The organism is Alishewanella longhuensis (assembly GCF_014653435.1).
Classification (GTDB): domain Bacteria; phylum Pseudomonadota; class Gammaproteobacteria; order Enterobacterales; family Alteromonadaceae; genus Alishewanella; species Alishewanella longhuensis.
Window position 1 is genome coordinate 176770 of the sequence record NZ_BNAO01000006.1, and the last position, 19383, is coordinate 196152.

Here is a 19383-nt window from a genome sequence, read left to right on the forward strand (position 1 = left end):
TTGTTGCTGCGATGTGGAGCAAGCACTGCCGCCTTTCCCCCTATCTAGTCATGTCGATGGCTAAGGAACAATGATGCAAAGTAACACAGCGCAACAGATCCGAGCGGCAACCGCATTAAAAACCAGCTTTATTGCGGATGCCTTAGCAATGCCGGTGCATTGGTTTTATCAGCCCATGGAAATAACCCGCGCCTTCGCCGGAGGTATTCAAGGCTTTGCAGCCGCACCGGCTTTTCATCCCTCGTCTATTATGTCTTTACACTCGAAACAGACTGGCGGCAGGCAGTCTGCGGTAAAAAACCCTAAAGGCCATAACGCGAACGCTGCCACGACACAAATTGTTGGCGACGTTATTTTAAGAGGCAAGGCGCAGTTTTGGGACAAACCGAATGTGCATTATCATCAAGGTATGCAAGCAGGTGAAAACACCCTTAATGCCCATTGTGCGCGTGTACTGATCCGCACCTTGGCTAGCTTAAAGGGCCGCTACAATGCAAAAGCCTTTATTACCGCCTATATCGACTTTATGACCATGAGCCCAGCTGCACACCCTGATACCTATGCGGAGTCTTATCATCGGGGCTTTTTTGCCAATTGGGCGCAAGGACGCGATCCTGAAGCCTGCGCCATGCTGACCCATGATACCGCTTCGATTGGCGCTCTGGTGACCCTAGCCCCCTTAGTGTTTGCAGAACGCCTGAGTGGCGCCAGTGAAGCCGAGATAAAAGCCGCGTGTAGAGCGCACTTAGCCCTAACACATCCGGATGAAGCCCTAATGCGCGTGGCTGATCACTATGTACAACTGTTATGTGCGCTCTTAGCTGGGCCAGACAAAACGCAGGTTAAAGCCCTCTTGCTTGCCGCCAGCAAAGCGGTGCCGGGGGTAGATTTAGCGTCCGTACTGCAACGTAACATGCCCGATAATCAGGTGATTGGTCAGGTATTTTCCAGAGCCTGTTATATTAGCGACTCGTGGCCTATCGTGCTGTATTTGGCCTGCAAATATCAAGATGATCCTTGGCAAGCGCTGCTGGTAAATACCAATTTAGGCGGCGATAACGTACATCGCGGTATTATCTTAGGCACCCTGCTGGGCTTACAAAGTGACCATGTGGCGACCCATTGGTTTGAACAATTGGTCGACCACAAGGCAATTGCACAAGAAATTGCTGCGCTGTTTACTCTGGCAGACGCTCCCAAATAGTCAGCTCAGAGAGCGTGTGCTGAAACTTGTGCTGCGTTTCGCGGATCACAAAGGGCACTTTGCGCGGTTCACCGACTAACCTAAAGTGGCGCGATAGCTGCGCCTTTAAGCCATCCAAGGTGCTGTAACTTTCGCCATCCTTTTTAAAGCCACCAAGCCATTCATGCTTAGGCGTATGCTCTTCCAGCCAAGTATAGGGAGACGCAATAATGAGCAAGCCGCCCGCATTGATGCGCGGTGCCATCTCAGCCAAAAAGCGGCTCGGCTGGTATAAGCGATCAATCAGATTCGCCGCCAGCACAAGATCGTACCCAGTAAATTGCGGTTTTAAATTACAGGCATCGCCCTGATAAAAGGCCACACGATCTACATAGGCAGCTAACCCTAAAGCGTTTAGGGTGCGGGTATGGTAACTGACCAAATCCCCTTCCTCGACTCGGGCATAATGTACTTCGCCTTGCTCAGCCATTCTTGCGGCAAGCCCGATAAAGTTCGCAGAAAAATCCACACCTTCTACAGTGTCGAATTGTCGGGCTAATTCAAAGCTGGCACGACCACAAGCACAGCCTAGATCCAGGGCTTTGCCCGTGACCTTGCCCTGCATTGCCTCAATCGCAATATCGGCCAAGGCTTTTGGAAAACTCTCTACGCCATACCAGGTATCGCCAAAATGAAACTCGGCATATTCTGATAATAGCTTATCGCTTTCATAGTATGCGGTTGACGACGATGCCTCGGTATTAGCAGCCACATAACGAAAACCGGCATGCTGAAAAAAGTGACGACGAAACGCATAGCGCGCACTGAGCCGGGCTTCATTACCGGCAGAGATCCACGAGCCCCCCTTGATCAAATTGTGCTTACCATCAAAGGTAGGGGTAGTAAAATCATCATAAAGCGGATGTACTTTAAAATGGTTAAAAGGATAGATCGCGGTTTCAGTCCACTGCCAGACATTGCCAACCACATCGTACCAACGGCCATGTTGAAAGCGCGTCACAGGACAAGATGAGGCAAAATGATCAAGATGCAGGTTCGCGGCAGCAGGTGCCTCGCCCACTTCATTAACCCCTGCTTCGGCACATAATCGGTACCATTCATCTTCGGTAGGCATACGAATTTTTTGCCCACTCTCGGCCGTTTTCCATGCGCAAAAGGCTTTGGCCTCATGATAATTTACTTCAACAGGCCAATCCCATGGCATAGCAATTTCTTCGGTCATTAAGCGCAAACGCCAACCATTGTGCCAGCGCCAAAACGTCGGATGTTTGGCCTCGGTATACTGACGCCAAGCAAGCCCCTCTTCAGTCCAAACATGATCTTGGGTATAGCCGCCGTCTTCAACAAATTCTAAAAATTCTTGGTTACTTACCAGGTATTGACTGGCTTTAAACTCTGCCACCTCTGCCTGATGTTGGCCATACTCGTTATCCCAACCATAAAAGGCGCTATCTAAGGCTTTGCCAATATTCACCGCGCCCGCTGGCACCGTTATCAGCTTGTTTTTAGGCGCCTGACCGGTTTCTTGACAGATTGGCCACTCAGGTAATGGCTGCACTTTCGCCAAAACCTGCTGTCGGATCAGCACTGTAGAGGTTTCAAGATGAATACGCTCATGCTCTATGCCCATTACAATAGGCCACCAGCTATTGTCCCAATCAATCGGCAATACCAGCTCGAGAGTGTTGATGAGATCCAATACGGTCGCGCGCACCTTGGCACGATACTCACGCACAGCATCCACACTGGGCCAATCGAAATGCGCTTCAGATAAATCATCCCAGCTCATTTCATCCACGCCAACTGCAAAAATAGATTCCAGGTGCGGGTTGATGCGCGCAGATATCAGCTTCGCTAAGATGAGTTTGTTGATAAAAAACGTGGCGGTATGACCAAAATAAAAAATCAGCGGATGGCGCAGGGAGATAGGCTTTTGGTAAAACCCAGTATCGTCGCGCAAGCAATCAAACAGTCGGGTGTAGGTGTCAAAGGTATTGGTAAAATATCGTGCAATTTCTGCCCGCTTCTCGGCTATATTACCGTCATTAAGTTGTGGTGTTCTGCGCAATGGCATAACGCTGTTTGAGCGAATAGCCGTATTTGCTATCGCTTGAGGCTGATGTATCGGTAATGTCATTGTTAAGCACAATCCTTTTAATAGTTTGTGGCGCAGAAATAGGATAAATCCCCAATAAATGACCAACGTTTAGCGTGAACTCAGCATTTATCAATGTCGGCACTTTTGCTTGTTATCAATTGCTTGTTATCAATTGCTTGTTATCGCGGGGATTGCCCCGCAGCCGGCTAACGGCTTCTTCTAAATACGCCCGTGCGCAGCCATAGTTCAGACGAAAAAAATCTTTATTACCAAAAGCGCTCCCTGCCGAAGGGCCAACGCCTCGGGCTTCGCACCAGGCTTGGGGATCAGTAACACCTAATTGACTGGCATCGACCCACAATAAAAATGTGGCGGCAGGCGCAATCACCTGTAATCCCGCTATCTGGTTAATCTCATCGACTAAAAAATCACGATTCTGCTTTAAGTAGGCTAATTGCTGTTGATGCCAGAGATCACAATGGCTAAACGCCGCCTGCGTTGCCGTTAACCCTGTTATCGTTACCCAAGGTAACACCCCTTGCGCCGCCTGATTAAAGGCCGCGCGTAATATTGGATTTGGAATAATGGCAAAGGCCGTACCCAAACCCGCAATATTAAAGGTTTTACTGGCGGCCATTAATGTCACAGAGGTGTCGGCCAATAATGGATGTGCACTGGCAGGAAAATGTGGCACAGCATCTAAAATTAAATCGCAGTGTATTTCGTCAGAACACACTAAGACGCCATGCTTGCTGCAAATTTGCGCAATGCTGTCGAGTTCATCTTGCCGCAAGACTGAGCCCAGCGGATTCATAGGATTACACAGCATTAATAAACGCGCCTTGGGATCTGCGGCCGCCTGTTCTAACGCAGCAAAATCCAAAGTCCATCGCCCGTCTACTAACACAGTGTCGATGCAAATGCGCTCCATATTATTGAGCGCAGGTGCGGCTAGCATCGGCGGGTAATTGGGCGTGGGTACAATAATTTTATCGCCTGTTTGGCACACTGCTTTAATAAAGAGGTTAAATGCCGGCACAATGCCAGGCGTCCACACCAGCCAACTGGGATCAATTTGCCAGTTATACTGGCGTTTACACCACGCAACTACGGCAGCAATCGCCTCAATATCATGCTCTGGCAGGGTGTAACCAAAGATGCCCTCGTCAATTCGCTGATGCAACGCCGTTAAGATCGGTTCGGCACAGCGAAACTCGGTATCGGCAATCCACATGGGTAAGATGTCGGTTCCCTTGTAGCGCTCCCATTTATAGGCTTTTGACCGAGTACGATCGGGTTTTTCATTAAAATCCATTATCCGCCTTTGTCTTGGTATGCGCCATTAACGCCAATATTGCTAACAGTATGATATAGCATGCTTACAACTGCTTTAATAAAGTGGTACTCGCATACTTTTTATTAGAGTATTAAGCAGCAGAGTAAAAGACATTAGGACTTTCTTGCTGCTGTTTTAAGCGGTGATACAGCGTTCTTTATGCCATTTAGGGCTGCTTGATTCACTTTTTGACTATGAAATTTGGGGCGTCCGAATAGATATCCCTGCAGCAAGTCAACGTCGTTATCGATTAGCCATTTTGCCTCGTCTTCTGTCTCTATTCCTTCTGCCACTGTGCTAATACCACTTCTTTTCGCAATACTCACCAGACTAGAAACAATATTCTGTTTAAAAACATCATTATGAATATCACGCACCAGTTCCATGTCAATTTTCACGTAATCTGGCCGTATTTTTTGGAGAAGATTTAACCCAGACCAACCTGAACCAATATCATCCATGGCCACTTTAAACCCCGCATTCCGATAAAACGCCAAAATTCCTTTTAGATGGTTTAAGTCGCTGCTTTGATGCGTTTCTGTTACCTCAAATACAATATCAGCTGGCGTTAACCCTAATTCGTAAATTGCCGCTGCTGTAGAGCGTAAGCAATACGAGGGATCATAAATACTTGAAGGATTGAAATTAATAAACAACTTCCCTCTTAGCTTAGCAGCTGCAAAGTGTTCTACCGCAGAGCGTCTTGCGACCAAATCTAGTGAGAATAGCAAGTCAGCTTGTTCTGCCAGCCTAAAAGCCAGCTGTGGTGGCACAATACTATTCGTATCATCCCGCATTCTAAACAACCCTTCATACGAATAAACTTTTGGTGTATCCAATGCACTATGAGCATGAATAATAGGTTGAAACCATGTTTCATAATTTTCCTGCTCGATACTGCTAATCAGCCATTTCGCTTTGTAGCGGTTTATAAGTACGTTAAGGGTTGTCATTCGCGCCATGGCATCAATATCTGGCGTTGAATTCGTGGCCATCGTTGTCAGTTTTGTACCAGCTAACTCGGCTTGCTCTAAGGCGCCATTCACGCCAGTCAGAAAATGAGAAATCAAGGATGTTTTTACATGAACAGAAATACAATGCGAACTCACTTGCTGCGCCATGTAGCTTTGAGCACCAACATACCTGGCTAATTTAGCGAATGTCTCAGTAGTCGGCACAAAAATCCAGAAGTAAGTATTTTGTTCAAAAAAATAATCGTCTACCGATTCACAATCTGCACAGTACATAGTTAAACCCTTTGTTTTTACGATTTTACTAACTAATGTACGGTCACATTTTGGTACAAGACCATCAACTGTTTTTTTAATTACTGTAAGAGCGAGCCGGTAAAGCATGTTACCGTCTAAACTGGGAGTAGAGCGAAGATGAATAGCGCTTGAGCGCATTTAATTTCATAACGGTTTGGTCATAAAGTATTTAGCGCCACCCGCAAACGGATAATCTTGTTGCAGCCAGACAACTTGATAGCCATGACGCAGATAAAAAGGCTGTGCCTGAAAATCAAGGGTATCCAACAACACAAAGCGACAACCACGATTTTTTGCTATAGCCTCTGCTTCAATCAACATTGCACTACCCAGGCCTTTACCGCGCTCACTCTCCATAAGCCAAAAGGATTCTAAGAAAAACCAATTACCAAAGGTGCGTCCAGCCAACATTGCTACTAATTCACCCTGGGCGTTAAGCTGCTTTAAACCCAAAGCCTGGCGCTTGCTGGCATCCCAGTGCAGGGCATTAAACTCAGCGATTTTCTGTTTAGCCTGATCAGCAAAGTCACTGCTGTTATCAACGATAAAACCCGTCATACAAAACCAACTAATATAAACAAGTGCTTTAGTGTAATCGGCGCTTACCTATCGTCACAAGCCAAAAGTATCCACGAGCTGCATATGGCATACTACTTAACGAATTATTGAGAAATATGTTGTTATCGCACTTTTTCAATACCGCTTAATAAAGCGGGTTTTTGCACTCTGTTGTAAATGGCAAATACTCTATGAAATGAGTGGTCTGAATGTGTGTTACTGGCGGTTGTTTTTGGGCGCACCCATCAGGATTACTCGGGCTATCCTGCCCTCGCCCTGCGGGCCAACTGACGCTGTTCAAAAACGCTCCCGGCGTTTTTGTCGAAGAAGGTTCAAATCTGCGGATACCACAAAACAAAAAACCGCCGAAATGGCGGTTGTTTGTTTTGGCGCACCCATCAGGATTACTCGGGCTATCCTGCCCTAGCCCTGCGGGCCAGCTGACGCTGTTCAAAAACGCTCCCGGCGTTTTTGTCGAAGAAGGTTCAAATCTGCGGATACCACAAAACAAAAAACCGCCGAAATGGCGGTTGTTTGTTTTGGCGCACCCATCAGGATTCGAACCTGAGACCTCTGCCTCCGGAGGGCAGCGCTCTATCCAGCTGAGCTATGGGTGCAACCGGTGCACTTTTAGTGCGAGGGCGCATTATAGACAGGCTTTGTAACTAAGTCTATCGATCGCCTGTTGCTTTTTTAAGCGAACAGTTCTAATTGCTTTAGTATCTAAGCGTTACTGCTTATAATCTGTGCTATGTCCGCTACCATAGGCTGCTTAACCTGCCATGACAAAACAGCATCCGGCTTTTACCCTCTGGCAATGGCTTGCCATTATGTTAGCGGCAATCTTAATGTGGGTTGGTGCTGAGCTCCTGGTGCGCTATGAGCAGCAACGCTTGCAAGCGGAGCAACTGCAGCAACAACTGACCATTGCCGATAAATTAAGAGCACAATTAGAAACCGAGCTGAATATCCCACTGTACCTTACCGTTGGTTTAGCCTCTTATATCACTGCCAAAGCGGGGCAAGTTGAAGACGATGAGTTAAACATCTTGCTACCCGGGTTGATCCGGCAAGCTAAACATATCCGCAATATTGGTATCGCCCCCGGGAACCGCATTAATTACATTTTTCCGCTAGCGGGTAATGAGCAGGCCTTACACCTCTATTACCCTGACTTAACAGAACAATGGCCAGTGATTGCCGATATTATTACTAAGCGCTCCGCCAGACTTGCTGGCCCTATAGTGCTGCGCCAAGGGGGAACGGCTTTTGTCTATCGTTACCCGATATTTATGGCCGACGACAGCTATTGGGGGATCATCAGCACGGTAATTGATATTGAACCGATTTGGCGGCAATTAGCCGAAAATACCGCGCGCTTGGGGATAACCATTGCACTGCGTAACCGTTTAGAAGAAGGAGGCTTTAGCAACAGCTTTTTTGGAGACAATCGACTTTTTCAGGCAAACAATCTGCTATTGAATCTGGCGGTACGGGGTGCTGACTGGCAAATGGCACTGTCTGCACCTGAACAGGCCTCCACCCGACTCTGGCTGTTAAGGGCTTTTTTATACATAACCGGGTTGGTTATGCTGCTGTTATTATGCCGGTTATTTCATACACTACAGCGGCTTAAACTTAGCAGCCTGGCATTGCGTGATAATGAGCAAACGCTGCGCAGTATTCATGACAATGTGCTAGATGGCATTATGACGGTTGATAATGAGGGTATTATTCAAACTGCCAATCAGAGTTGTTATCGGCTATTGGGATACGGCGCAAACAGCCTACCAGGGCAGCCCTGGTCTATACTGCTCGCGCCAAGTGAACAAGCCATTGCTTTACCTACAAGCAGTACGCTTCCTCAAATTGAAATAGAGTGCAGGGCCCAGCGCGCTAGCGGTGAAATCTTTGATTTGCTTTTATCGCATAGCACTTTGCCGCTGCATCGCAAACCTCGGCATCTATTAGTGCTACGCGACATCACCGAACGTAAACGCGTAGAGCGCTTACAAAGTGACTTTGTTGCTACCGTCAGCCACGAACTGCGTACACCGCTGACCGCAATTAACGGCGCTTTGGGGCTGGCAGTGGGTGGCGCCTTGGGCGAACTCAGCAACAAACAGCTAAAAATGCTGCAATTAGCCCAACAAAGCTGTACCCAGTTGCATCAGTTAGTAAACGATTTGCTCGACTTTGAAAAGCTACATAGCGGTAATATGCCTTTTACTATCACGCCCATTACAATTGACGTATTAATTGCACAATGTATTGCTCAGCTCACGGCGAATCAAACACGCCAAATCACCTTGCAAAATCCTGGCACACCGCACGGTAAAGTGTTAGCCGATGAAGTACGCCTGCGTCAGGTAATACTTAATTTGCTCTCCAATGCGCTTAAGTTCTCAGCCCCCGATACCCCGATCGTGGTTGAACTGACATCATTGGCAACCCAGTTAAAAGTAAGTGTTATTGATCAAGGTAAGGGGGTACCGGCGGCCTTTGAACCACTGCTATTTAATCGCTTTGCGCAAGCAAATAGTGCCGCAGTGCGCGAACAAGGTGGCACCGGCTTGGGTTTGGCTATATGCAAAGAAATTATTGCGCAACTGCATGGTGAGATTGGCTATCAACGTTTAGCGCACGGCAGTTGTTTCTACTTCACCCTACCGCTGGCAAAAGCAGAGCCAGACTGAGTTTTTACAGCAAAAATTTGCACTTGGCAGGCTTTTGTCTTAATTTGTTGGCACTTGGTTGCAAAGCACCGCATTTGGCCAGCTTTTTTGGCATACTGTAACTTGCAATCCAGCAGCCATGCTGTATGACAATAACAATAACGGTATCCTGACAAGGTGTTACAGGCAGCTTAAGCAGCTAGCTGTTACCAACAGGATATAACGCTATCGGCCACCTATCCACGGAGAAAATATCATGCGTAAGACCCTACTCGCTACAGCGATTGGTGCAGTACTCACTTTAAGTGCTTGCTCTGACAATACTGCGCCTACTCAACAAGCCACCCAAGCAGCTGCCCCTGAGGCTGCAGCCGTTCAGGAAGTTACTGTGAGCAACCCATTTTTTAAGAAAAGCACCCTAACTTACGAAGCGCCTGACTTTAACGCCATTAAAGATGAGCATTTTTTACCGGCCTTTGAAGAAGGCATGAAGCAGCACCTTGCTGAAATTGAAGCCATTGCCAATAATCCTGAAGCCGCAACTTTTGAAAATACCTTTGTTGCCATGGAAAAAAGCGGTGAGTTGCTGACCCGTGTCTCACGGGTGTTTTATAACCTGACCGGTACCGATAGCAACGAAAAGCGCCGCGAGTTACAAAGAGAATTAGCACCAAAAATGGCTGCTCATTCAGATAATATCAACCTGAACCCGCAGTTATTTGCCCGTATTGAAGCTGTTTATAATGCCCGTAACGATTTAGGTCTGGACGCTGAATCACTGCGCTTAGTTGAAGTTTACTATGAACGCTTTGTACGCTCAGGCGCCAAGCTGAATGACGAACAAAAAACCGCTATTCGCGCCCTGAACGAAGAACATTCTAAGCTTACTAACCAATTCTCACAAAATCTGTTAGCTGAAACAGCTAATATCGCGGTTGTGGTAGATACGGTTGAAGAATTAGACGGCTTATCTGCTTCGCAAATTGCGGCCGCGGCTAAAGCTGCTGCAGATCGTGGTTATGAAGGTAAATATTTACTTAGCATTACCAATACCACGCGCCAGCCTATTTTAACCTCACTGAACAACCGTGAATTACGGCAACGTGTCTGGGAAGCTTCGGCTAACCGCGCTCAGTCTGGCGAAAACAGTAATACCGACATTGTCGCCCGCTTACCACAGTTACGGGCAGAGCGCGCCAAATTGTTAGGTTATGACAACTGGGCCAGCTTTACCCTAGAAACCAATATGGCGAAAACACCCAGTGCTGTATTTGATATGCTGGGTTCTATGGTACCGGCAGTAGTGGAAAATACTAAGCAAGAGCAAGCCGCTATTCAGGCGATGATCCGCGAAAAAGGTGGTGACTTCGAAGTACAGCCTTGGGATTGGGAATACTACGCTGAGTTCGTACGTCAGGCTAAGTATGATCTGGACGAAAACGAAGTTAAAAAATACTTCGAATTTAACCGGGTACTGAAAGATGGCGTGTTCTACTACATGAACCGTTTCTATGGTATTCGTTTTGAGCCACGTCCAGATTTACCGGTATACCACCCAGACGTTGAAGCCTATGAAGTATTCGATGCCGATGGCAGCAGCATTGCAATCTTCTACGCTGACTACTTTGCCCGCGAAGGCAAACGTGGTGGTGCCTGGATGAGCGCTTTTGTTGGCCAGTCACACCTAACAGGGCAAAAGCCTGTGGTAGTGAATGTGATGAACATTCCAAAAGCACCAGATGGTAAGCCAACACTGATTAGCTACGATCATACCACTACTATTTTCCACGAGCTGGGACATGGCGTACACGGTATTTTCTCTAACGTAAAATACCCAACCTTAGCCATGACCGCAGTATCACGTGACTTCGTCGAGTTCCCGTCTACTTTTGAAGAAGACTGGGCGCAACACCCAGAAGTACTGGGTAACTATGCGAAACACTATGAAACAGGTGAACCTATTCCTGCTGACTTGTTAGATAAAGTAATGCGCTCACGCAGCTTTAACCAGGGCTTTGACACGCTGGAATATATCTCTGCTGCCTTACTGGATATGGAATGGCACTCTCTGCCGGGCAATGCGCCACTGCAAAATCCGCAAGAGTTCGAAGCTGCTGCGCTGAAAAAGCATGGGGTAGATTTAGCTGCTGTACCACCACGTTATAAGTCTAATTTCTTCTCACACTCTATGGGCGGCGGCTACTCAGCTGGTTACTATGCTTACATGTGGAGTGAAATTTTAGCCGCTGATGCCTTTGCCCATGTGCAAAAGAATGGTGGTTTAACCCGTGAGAACGGTGATCATTATCGTAAGAATATTCTGGCAGTAGGTAACTCACGGCCAACAATGGACTCTTACAAAGCCTTCCGCGGTCAGGAGCCAACAACGGATGCGCTATTAATCCGTCGTGGTTTAAAAACCAAGATAGACTAATCGTTGCCACCCCCGAGCTAGCCAGGCTAGCTCGGGACTAAGACAAAACACCAAGCAAAAAGCCTCTGATTAACAGAGGCTTTTTTGTTGCAGGGCTATCTATCTTGGCTGTCTACCTTGGCTTGGCTATCTAAATTTTTGGCTACGCCTTGTGTCTTGGCGCTGGGTGTTAGCTAAGCTGAAGCAGTATTAATCGCCGGCAACTTGCATTTGGCTAATCAGCACTGAACCGGTCAGGACACCGCCACGGCGATCAACGTCGTTACCGATAGCAACAATATTCATAAACATATCCGCCAAATTACCGGCAATAGTAATTTCTGCCACCGGGAATTGGATCTCGCCATGTTCAACCCAAAAACCACTGGCGCCACGCGAATAGTCACCTGTTACGGTATTTACGCCCTGCCCCATTAATTCAGTGACCAACAAGCCTTTACCCATTTGTTTGCACAACGCCGCTAAATCGTCATTGCCATGTTGTACTAGCCAATTGTGGATACCGCCAGCATGGCCGGTACTGGCCATACCCAGTTTACGGGCTGAATAACTGGTGGTTAAATAGGTATTTAGTACGCCTTTGTCTACTACTACCAGATCACGGGTTTTTACCCCCTCACTATCAAAGGGACTAGAAGCCAGGGCCTGTTTTAAATGCGGCAGTTCAGTAATGGTTAAATTGGACGCCATTATTTGCGTCCCCACCTTATCTAGCAAAAAGCTCGACTTGCGGTAAATGCTGCCACCACTGATTGCCGACACTAAATGCCCAAATAAGCCACTGGCGATGTCAGCCCGAAAAATCACCGGTACTTTTTGCGTCGCCACTTTACGGGCGCCCAGGCGAGCGACAGTTTCTAAAGCAGCTTCACGGCCAATTTGCTTAGGATCCAGTAAATCAGCGTAGCGACGGGCAACGGTAAAGCTATAGTCCCGCTGCATATCCTCGTCTTGCTCGCCAATCACCACACAGCTGAAACTGTGGCGGGAACTGGGGTAACCCACTAACTGGCCATGGCTATTACCGTAAACTTTTAACCCCTGATGGGTAGAAAAGGATGCCCCTTCTGAATTGGTAATACGGCTATCCTGCCCAAAAGCGGCATCTTCAGCACTGGCACACAAGGCTATCGCCTGCTCAGTACCAATACTCTCTGGATAAAATAAATCCAGATCAGGTGGGCTAAATTCCAGCCAAGCCGCCTCAGCTACACCGGCATGCGGATCTTCCGAGGTATAGCGGGCAATATCTGCCGCAGCTTCCACAGTGCGCTTTAACGCCTCTGGGCTGAGATCCGCAGTAGAGGCAGAGCCTTTGCGCTGCCCAAAATATAAACTGATGCCAAGGCCACCATCTTGATTAAATTCCACGGTTTCAACTTCACCGTGGCGGGTCTCAACACTCAGACCGCGGGTGCGGCTCATTGAGGCTTCAGCACTGGTAGCGCCTAACTTTTTAGCGTGTGCCAATACCTGACTTACCGCTTCTTTTACGTCAGCAATTTCTTGCTGAATAGTGGGTTGCTGTTGCATAGATACTCTTACCTCAAAATCAATGCGCTTAGCTTATCATAGTCAAGCAAAGGCTGCTGCTTGCTCTGCTGCGTTTAGTGATATACTAGTACTATAAAGTTAATGAAGAAGCAGAGCCATGACAGATACAGAATTTAAATACGGTGACAGCAAATGGCTGGAACAACCGGATCATATCAGTAAAAGCCAGATTAAACGTGAGATGCATGCCTTACAGGCATTGGGTGAAGAGCTGATTGCGTTAAGCCCGGCGGCACGCGCTAAAATACCATTAGATGACGAGCTTAAAGACGCACTGGAGCTGGCAGATAAACTCTCGAAGAAACGCGAAGCCCTGCGCCGGCATATTCAGTTTATTGGCCGTTTGATGCGCGTGCGGGAAGACGACCTAGAACCGATAGAGCAAGCTCTGGCTATTATCCGGAATACCAACCAGGCCGCCACCCGACAGTTTCATAAAGTAGAAACCTGGCGTGATCGCTTACTGGCCGACAGCGAAGCTGTCACTGCCTTTGTTGCCGAATACCCAACTGCCGACGTACAACAACTGCGGCAGCTTATTCGCAATGCGAAAAAAGAGCAGGAAAAGCAGCAGCCACCCAAAGCGTTCCGCGAGTTATTTCAGCTGATAAAACCACTGATTATCACTGACTAAGCTAAATCCAGTCGCTTGTTGCAGCCGGGTCCTGACATGTTGTCAGCAGGCTGCAACGCCTTGCTGCAGTAGCTACATCCAACCCTTATTACTATTCTCTGCCCGATACAGTGCGTAATTAGCTATCGCCTCAGCCGCTGCGGCAGGCATATAAGGTATGGTTAAACTGCCGGAGGCAAATACCAGTGTTAGATGCTTTAAACCGGCTTTTTGCATAAACCAATGCTGTTTTATACTTAACTGCTGCAACTTATGCAGCGGTACACAGTAATAATCAGTGCCAATTACACCTTGCCGGATATAGAGGTAATTTGCGTCCATGGCATAGCCAAAGCGGCGCCAACGCAGCAGAAAAAGCCCCACTAACATAGCAATTGCCAATAAGCTTGCCATCGCCATTACCGGTTGCGTCGGTAAAAACACGTATTGGCTAACCAGAAATAGTGGCAAGCAGAAACCTGCGAATACCGGTACCAGATACCGCCAGTTTACTGTACCAAAAACACTGTTAGCTAACTGATTATCGGGATACACTTCTGCCAATAACCTGGCTGCGGCAGCCGGTAATACCGCCGGCACCATAATTTTGCCGTGTTCGGCTTGCTCTTGGTATTCCGAATAAGGCGTGTGTACCTGTTCATAGTGCACATTACAACGACCAATAAGCTTATCTACCCAATCTTGTTGTAACTGCAACCACTGCAAGCGCGAGGCCTTCATACTAATTTCGTGCCGGGTCAGCAGGCCGCTGCGCCGAACATACCTGTCGCCGACATGCCATAACTGAAATTGATAATAGCTAAGCACTGAGGCAGCGATAGACAATAAGGTGATCAACAACATCAACAGCATAGTAAGCGCCAGCGCAGCCAGGCCTAACCAAAGCCAGGATTGCAGATCAGGATTAAACCAACGCGCAACATCTAGCCCTAATGCATCTAGCTGCTGCCCAACCAACTCAGTGATTGGTTTATAAAAAGGTGCCGCCAAGCCCAGCACTAGCATCACCCTGTTATTACTAATGCCATAAAAGACTAAATCTTTTACCGAGCGGGTACAGAGTAACTGCTCACCGGCAGGCACCGCAGCTTGCGTACTTTGCTGCTCTGCTGCCGCGACAACGGCCGGTTGCCCAGCTTTTGCCAGATAAATAGCTTGCTGTAATTGCTCTGCTAACTCCCTTGGTAAGGCTGCTAACTGTGCTTCTTGCTGACTCGAACCCGCAGTATCTAACACGATACAAAGATGATCGCTTAGCCGATAATAAATAGGCTGCAGCAAACGGACATTTTGAATACGGCTAAAAGGCAGATTAAGCTGCTTTTTGCGCAAAATACCAGAATGGATCTCAACCGTATCGTCAATGACCCGAAACCGAAATACCCAATAGTGCAAGATCCCCACCCCAATCAGTAGTAGTGAGATCGCAGCCAACGCGAGTGCAGAATAGCCGGGATAGCGCTGCATACCTTGATAAAATACCAGCAAGGTCGGGGCCAGATAGCCAATATTGCCAAACACCGTTTTAAATAAGCGTAAGCAAAAGAAGAATAACGCAATAGCAGATAAGCGTTGCCATTGTTGTAGCGTTAGCAAAGACTCGGGAGCACTGTCACCCTCGACATAATCAGGCTCAATCATGCTGCAGCCCGGCTTTGTGCTGAAGAATAAACTGCCGGATCCGCTCTGCGTCGGCCAGTGTTAAACCGGGAATAGCAAAGGTGTGCATAGCACCGCCAGCACTAAACACCTGTAAGCTGGCTAACCCAACTCTGCGCTCAAAGGGACCACGCTTGAGTTCAATATGCTGGATCCGTAAGATCGGCTGAGTAACACATTTTCGGAAAAACAAACCACTACGATAACTTAAATCATGCTGTCGTAACGCATAAGCTTGATGCGGAAAGGCCAGATAGCTATGCCCAATCGCCAGCACACCACAGAGCGACAAAACACCACCGCCCAAAAGCAGGATATTGCCAAACGTCTGATTTACCGGCCAAAAAGGTTGTAAATAGATCGCAAGCCAAAGCCCGGTGAATAAAAGGACGCTAATACTATCCACCCAGAGCACTAAACGCAGGTAGCTTGGTGCTAGCCCTTGCCATTGCAATGCGGATAGCTGAGGCTGCTCTGCTAAAGAAACCGGTACATTCTGAAAAGTGTCAGTACTCATGCTGTTCTGTCTCCCCAAGTAAACCGCGGCACTTAAAATAACATTTTTTTAAATTATCTAACAAAAATGAATTTTTGTCTTAAATAATAAATTGTTTTTCAGCGCTAGCCAGGCAAATAGGCCTATTTTTGTTCACTGATAAATGCGTCTACTTTTAAAGCAATAACTTAGAAAAACCTTCCTATCAGGATACCCGCTATGACCAAAAAGAGACCGATCAATCAGCCACCTTTGGATGACGATATTATTGCTGTCAGACCTGCTGCGGGAAACAAAGCCGTAAAAAGCAGCACCGAGCGTCATATGTATTTTACCGAGCGCGATCTTAATCGCATTCTGGCAAATCTGGATGGTTTACGACAAACGGTCTTTCCCACCAGCCTAATAGAACATGAAGTTAACGCCCAAAAACAGCAACACTTTCCATCGGTTTGCTTAATAGGGCTTGGCCGCTGTGGTTCTAATATTGCGCTAGATGTGGCCTCTTTGGTTTACAGCGCCCGTAACTTTTATCTCAATGAATTTAATAGCCAGGAAAAACAAAACCGTGAACAAGAATATCGCCCTATGCGTTGGATTAAGCGCAGCCTAAATTTAAAGGCCGCCAATGCGCTAAAACCGGTCTTTTTAATTGAGCCTTTGGTGATGTTAGGCGATCTTGATAAAGATATTGAGGGCCGTATTCGCTTCTCGAATAAAAGTGAAAGCAGCGGTTTTCTACGTGACTATACAAAAATGAAAATTATGGACTTATCCGAGGTCCACGCCGGTGGTGCGGGTAATGCGCCAATACTGGGGCAATACCTGGCCAAGATTATTTTAAACAAAGAAACACAGCGCTTTGCCAATGCCGACTGGAAGTTTATCCACTCTTATCTAATTGACTCCTGTGGTATTAAAGCTAACCAGTCCCGCTTGTATTTTTATATTTTTAGCGCCGGGGGCGGCACAGGATCGGGTATGGCATCGGAATTTGGGTTAGCCCAGCAATATGCGTATATGAGCAAAACCTTTGACACCCGCACCCTGCCCGAAAGTGAAGAAAACCGCGGCCATTCTTTTGTCTTTGAACCCATCTTTACCAGTGGTATCTGTATTCTGCCAAATATTTCTGATCATGGCGTAGAAATGTCGGAAGCGCTCCATATCAATGCCGGCCGCTTATTGTGTAAGTATCTCGCTGAAGAATGGGACTTCTCTTACAATTTTGACCAGGAAGAAAAAAACGATGCCAATGCCATGCATCGTATCCGGCCCTGGAATGCCATGATGTTAATCTCAAACGACATTATGCGCTACGCTGAGGAAACAGACGATGGCGACATCCAGCATATTGATGTCAATACGATGGAAAGATACGCTAACCAATATATTTCACAGCAAATTTTTAATATTTTGACCGCGCAAGCAGTTACGACCGACTATGACGAAAACTACTTCCGCCGGGCCGGTATCGATATTGGCGAAACCATCCGCTTAGATGCCAATGATCTTTTTATGAGCCTGGCAGGTCCCGTGGCGGTGGCTTATGCCGAATCGGTTATGCCCGGAGAAACCGCAGTGCCTGAGAAGTTAAAGCTTTTCGATAAACAAGGCACGCCAGGCTTAGATATTGACGATTTATTCTTCCGCTCTATCGACTTGCCACATTTTAATAAGGTCACACAAGCCATTGAAGGGATTAGTTTGCTGCCTATAGAGTCCGTTCGTTACCGTAGCATCCTGGCCGATTATCAAAAAAACGGTTATGACGCCACCGAGATGAAAGATCTGCATTTCTTTAAAAACTGCTCTTCTGTGGTATCTATTGTCTCTTTGCCTAAAGACTATAAGTTGTCCTATATAGACTTAAACAAGCTAAAATCACATCTTAATAACTTGTTTCCAAATACTACCTTAAAACGTTATGCCTTGGTTATTGGCGCCTCAGCCAATATTTCATTAACCACACTGATAGCCAAAAGCCCCTGTTTAAGTGATGACTTTTTAACCCTGATTGTGGCGTACATTAAACGTTGCTTTGCTATCGATAATTATCGCTTTGATGAGAAACTCGATGAAGCCATGCTAGAGTTTATTCGCAGTGAGCAATTTGACGAGGCATTAGTAGATAGCATGCTGCACGAATTTGAGAATCCGGCCAAGATCCTTGATACCAATTGGTATGCCATTAAACCCATGTATGAAAAAAAATACCGGGAGCTGATTAATAGCAAAGACAAATTTATTTCGATTAACGATATTCGCTTATCACGCGATAGCGTGAAAAAAGCCATTAAGTATTTACGCGAAATCTACCGCCACAAAATCAGTAAAACCCGGGTGATCTCGCTATATCAGAACAGTACAAAAACCGACTGATCCTTATCGTATTGCTGATACAGCCCTAAAAAAAGAAAGGTCGCATAGCGACCTTTCTTTACAGGGAGACGGCTATTAACTTACTTTAGTAAGCCAACCATGGGTGTCTGCCGCCCGCCCCCACTGAATATCATTTAATGCCTGCCGTAAACTCGCAGTAGTAGTACCGGCAATACCGCCACCCACTTGATATTCCTTACCAGCATGAATAAGGGTACCTACAGGCGTCAGCACCGCCGCGGTGCCTGACAGGGCCGCTTCCGCCCCCGGTTTTACGGCCCGCTCTAACAGCTCATCGACTGTTAGCTCGCGCTCCGATACTGTCATGCCGCGATCACGCGCCAGCGTGAGAATAGAGTCACGGGTAATACCATGTAAGAATGAGCTGTCTAAGGCTTTGGTAATAATTTCGTTACCGTCAATCAGCAGGAAGTTAGCCGCACCGGTTTCCTGGACATCGCCATTAGGACAGAACAATACCTGATCGGCTTGCACTGCAGCCCGGGCTTTCATAATAGGTTGCAACGCACTGGCATAGTTACCACCGCTTTTCACCATACCCATATGCGATGCGCAGCGGGCATTGTCTTCCAGTAATAGCCGTAGTGCTTTAGCGCCACCGGCAAAATAATCGCCCACCGGCGACAGTAATACATACAGCAATGAGCTTAAACTGGGTGCTGCGGCTTTACCAATAGAAGCTTCAGTACCAATATGCGTTGGCCGGATGTACATAGAGCCAGGCGGCATAGGTACATCTGCGGCGTAACGGCGGACAATTTCCGTGATCATGCTGCTTAACATAGCCGCATCAATCTGCGGTAACGCCAGCAACTCGCTGCTTTGTTGTAAACGGGCAACGTTTTTATCCATCCGGAAAATGTGCACCGAGTCATCGGCATGGCGGAACGCTTTCATCCCTTCAAAGCAGGTGCTGGCGTAATGCAGCACATGGGCGCCGGGGTGCAAGCTAATGCTGTCAGTTGCAACGACTGCGGGCTGACTCCAGCTGTTATTTTCAAAGCGTGAGAGAATCATCTCGTTAGTAAATACGGTGCCAAATGCTGCCATTTTTATTTCCTGCT

13 protein-coding genes and 1 tRNA gene are annotated in these 19383 nt (G+C 47.2%); 5 read left to right on the plus strand and 9 right to left on the minus strand.

Annotated features, from left to right (window positions below; all coding sequences use genetic code 11):
- The first annotated feature begins 70 nt into the window (after window positions 1-70).
- Entirely contained in the window at window positions 71-1204 is a 1134-nt protein-coding gene (locus IE163_RS12950) for an ADP-ribosylglycohydrolase family protein (protein WP_229833562.1), read from the plus strand.
- On the opposite strand, the gene ovoA is transcribed toward IE163_RS12950, so the two are convergent.
- The 5 genes from ovoA to IE163_RS12975 form a co-directional block, all read right to left on the minus strand.
- On the minus strand, window positions 1179-3278 hold the full coding sequence (gene ovoA, locus IE163_RS12955; protein ID WP_229833565.1) for a 5-histidylcysteine sulfoxide synthase: 2100 nt from the start codon (window positions 3276-3278) through the stop codon (window positions 1179-1181). The two genes, IE163_RS12950 and ovoA, sit on opposite strands and share 26 nt — an antisense overlap.
- Window positions 3279-3456: 178 nt before the next feature.
- Window positions 3457-4617 (minus strand): MalY/PatB family protein, encoded by a 1161-nt coding sequence (locus tag IE163_RS12960; protein ID WP_189433403.1) that lies wholly within the window; start codon window positions 4615-4617, stop codon window positions 3457-3459.
- Between the two features lie 134 nt (window positions 4618-4751).
- Window positions 4752-6044, minus strand: coding sequence for an EAL domain-containing protein (locus IE163_RS12965; RefSeq protein ID WP_229833563.1), 1293 nt, complete (start codon window positions 6042-6044; stop codon window positions 4752-4754).
- Window positions 6045-6050: 6 nt separating this feature from the next.
- Window positions 6051-6464: a GNAT family N-acetyltransferase gene (locus tag IE163_RS12970; RefSeq protein WP_189433404.1), complete on the minus strand. Its 414-nt coding sequence runs from the start codon at window positions 6462-6464 to the stop codon at window positions 6051-6053.
- A 540-nt stretch (window positions 6465-7004) separates the two neighbouring features.
- Window positions 7005-7081: transfer RNA gene (locus tag IE163_RS12975), tRNA-Arg, on the minus strand.
- Window positions 7082-7246: 165 nt separating this feature from the next.
- On the opposite strand from IE163_RS12975, the gene IE163_RS12980 reads away from it, so the two are divergent.
- Window positions 7247-9160, plus strand: coding sequence for an ATP-binding protein (locus tag IE163_RS12980; protein ID WP_189433405.1), 1914 nt, complete (start codon window positions 7247-7249; stop codon window positions 9158-9160).
- A 235-nt stretch (window positions 9161-9395) separates the two neighbouring features.
- Window positions 9396-11573 carry a M3 family metallopeptidase gene (locus tag IE163_RS12985; protein WP_189433406.1) on the plus strand — a complete coding sequence of 726 codons (2178 nt, stop codon included), beginning with the start codon at window positions 9396-9398 and terminating at the stop codon, window positions 11571-11573.
- Window positions 11574-11762: 189 nt separating this feature from the next.
- On the opposite strand, the gene pmbA is transcribed toward IE163_RS12985, so the two are convergent.
- The gene (gene pmbA, locus IE163_RS12990) at window positions 11763-13106 is read right to left on the minus strand and encodes a metalloprotease PmbA (protein WP_189433407.1); all 1344 of its coding nucleotides are present in this window, start codon (window positions 13104-13106) and stop codon (window positions 11763-11765) included.
- 118 nt (window positions 13107-13224) lie between these two features.
- On the opposite strand from pmbA, the gene yjgA reads away from it, so the two are divergent.
- Window positions 13225-13761 carry a ribosome biogenesis factor YjgA gene (gene yjgA, locus IE163_RS12995; RefSeq protein ID WP_189433408.1) on the plus strand — a complete coding sequence of 179 codons (537 nt, stop codon included), beginning with the start codon at window positions 13225-13227 and terminating at the stop codon, window positions 13759-13761.
- A 72-nt stretch (window positions 13762-13833) separates the two neighbouring features.
- Here yjgA and IE163_RS13000 read toward each other — a convergent pair whose 3' ends face one another.
- Together IE163_RS13000 and IE163_RS13005 are read right to left on the minus strand one after the other, a co-directional pair.
- Window positions 13834-15402 carry a PH domain-containing protein gene (locus IE163_RS13000; protein ID WP_189433409.1) on the minus strand — a complete coding sequence of 523 codons (1569 nt, stop codon included), beginning with the start codon at window positions 15400-15402 and terminating at the stop codon, window positions 13834-13836.
- Window positions 15395-15937 (minus strand): PH domain-containing protein, encoded by a 543-nt coding sequence (locus tag IE163_RS13005; RefSeq protein ID WP_189433410.1) that lies wholly within the window; start codon window positions 15935-15937, stop codon window positions 15395-15397. Before IE163_RS13005 ends, IE163_RS13000 begins: the two co-directional genes overlap by 8 nt.
- Window positions 15938-16135: 198 nt before the next feature.
- Here IE163_RS13005 and IE163_RS13010 point away from each other — a divergent pair, with 198 nt between their 5' ends.
- A complete protein-coding gene (locus IE163_RS13010) occupies window positions 16136-18298 on the plus strand; it encodes a hypothetical protein (protein WP_189433411.1) in 2163 nt (720 codons plus the stop codon).
- Window positions 18299-18373: 75 nt separating this feature from the next.
- Here the strand turns inward: IE163_RS13010 and IE163_RS13015 are convergent, their stop codons facing one another.
- Complete coding sequence (locus IE163_RS13015) at window positions 18374-19375, minus strand: branched-chain amino acid aminotransferase (RefSeq protein WP_268248630.1); 1002 nt, start codon at window positions 19373-19375, stop codon at window positions 18374-18376.
- Window positions 19376-19383: the final 8 nt, after the last annotated feature.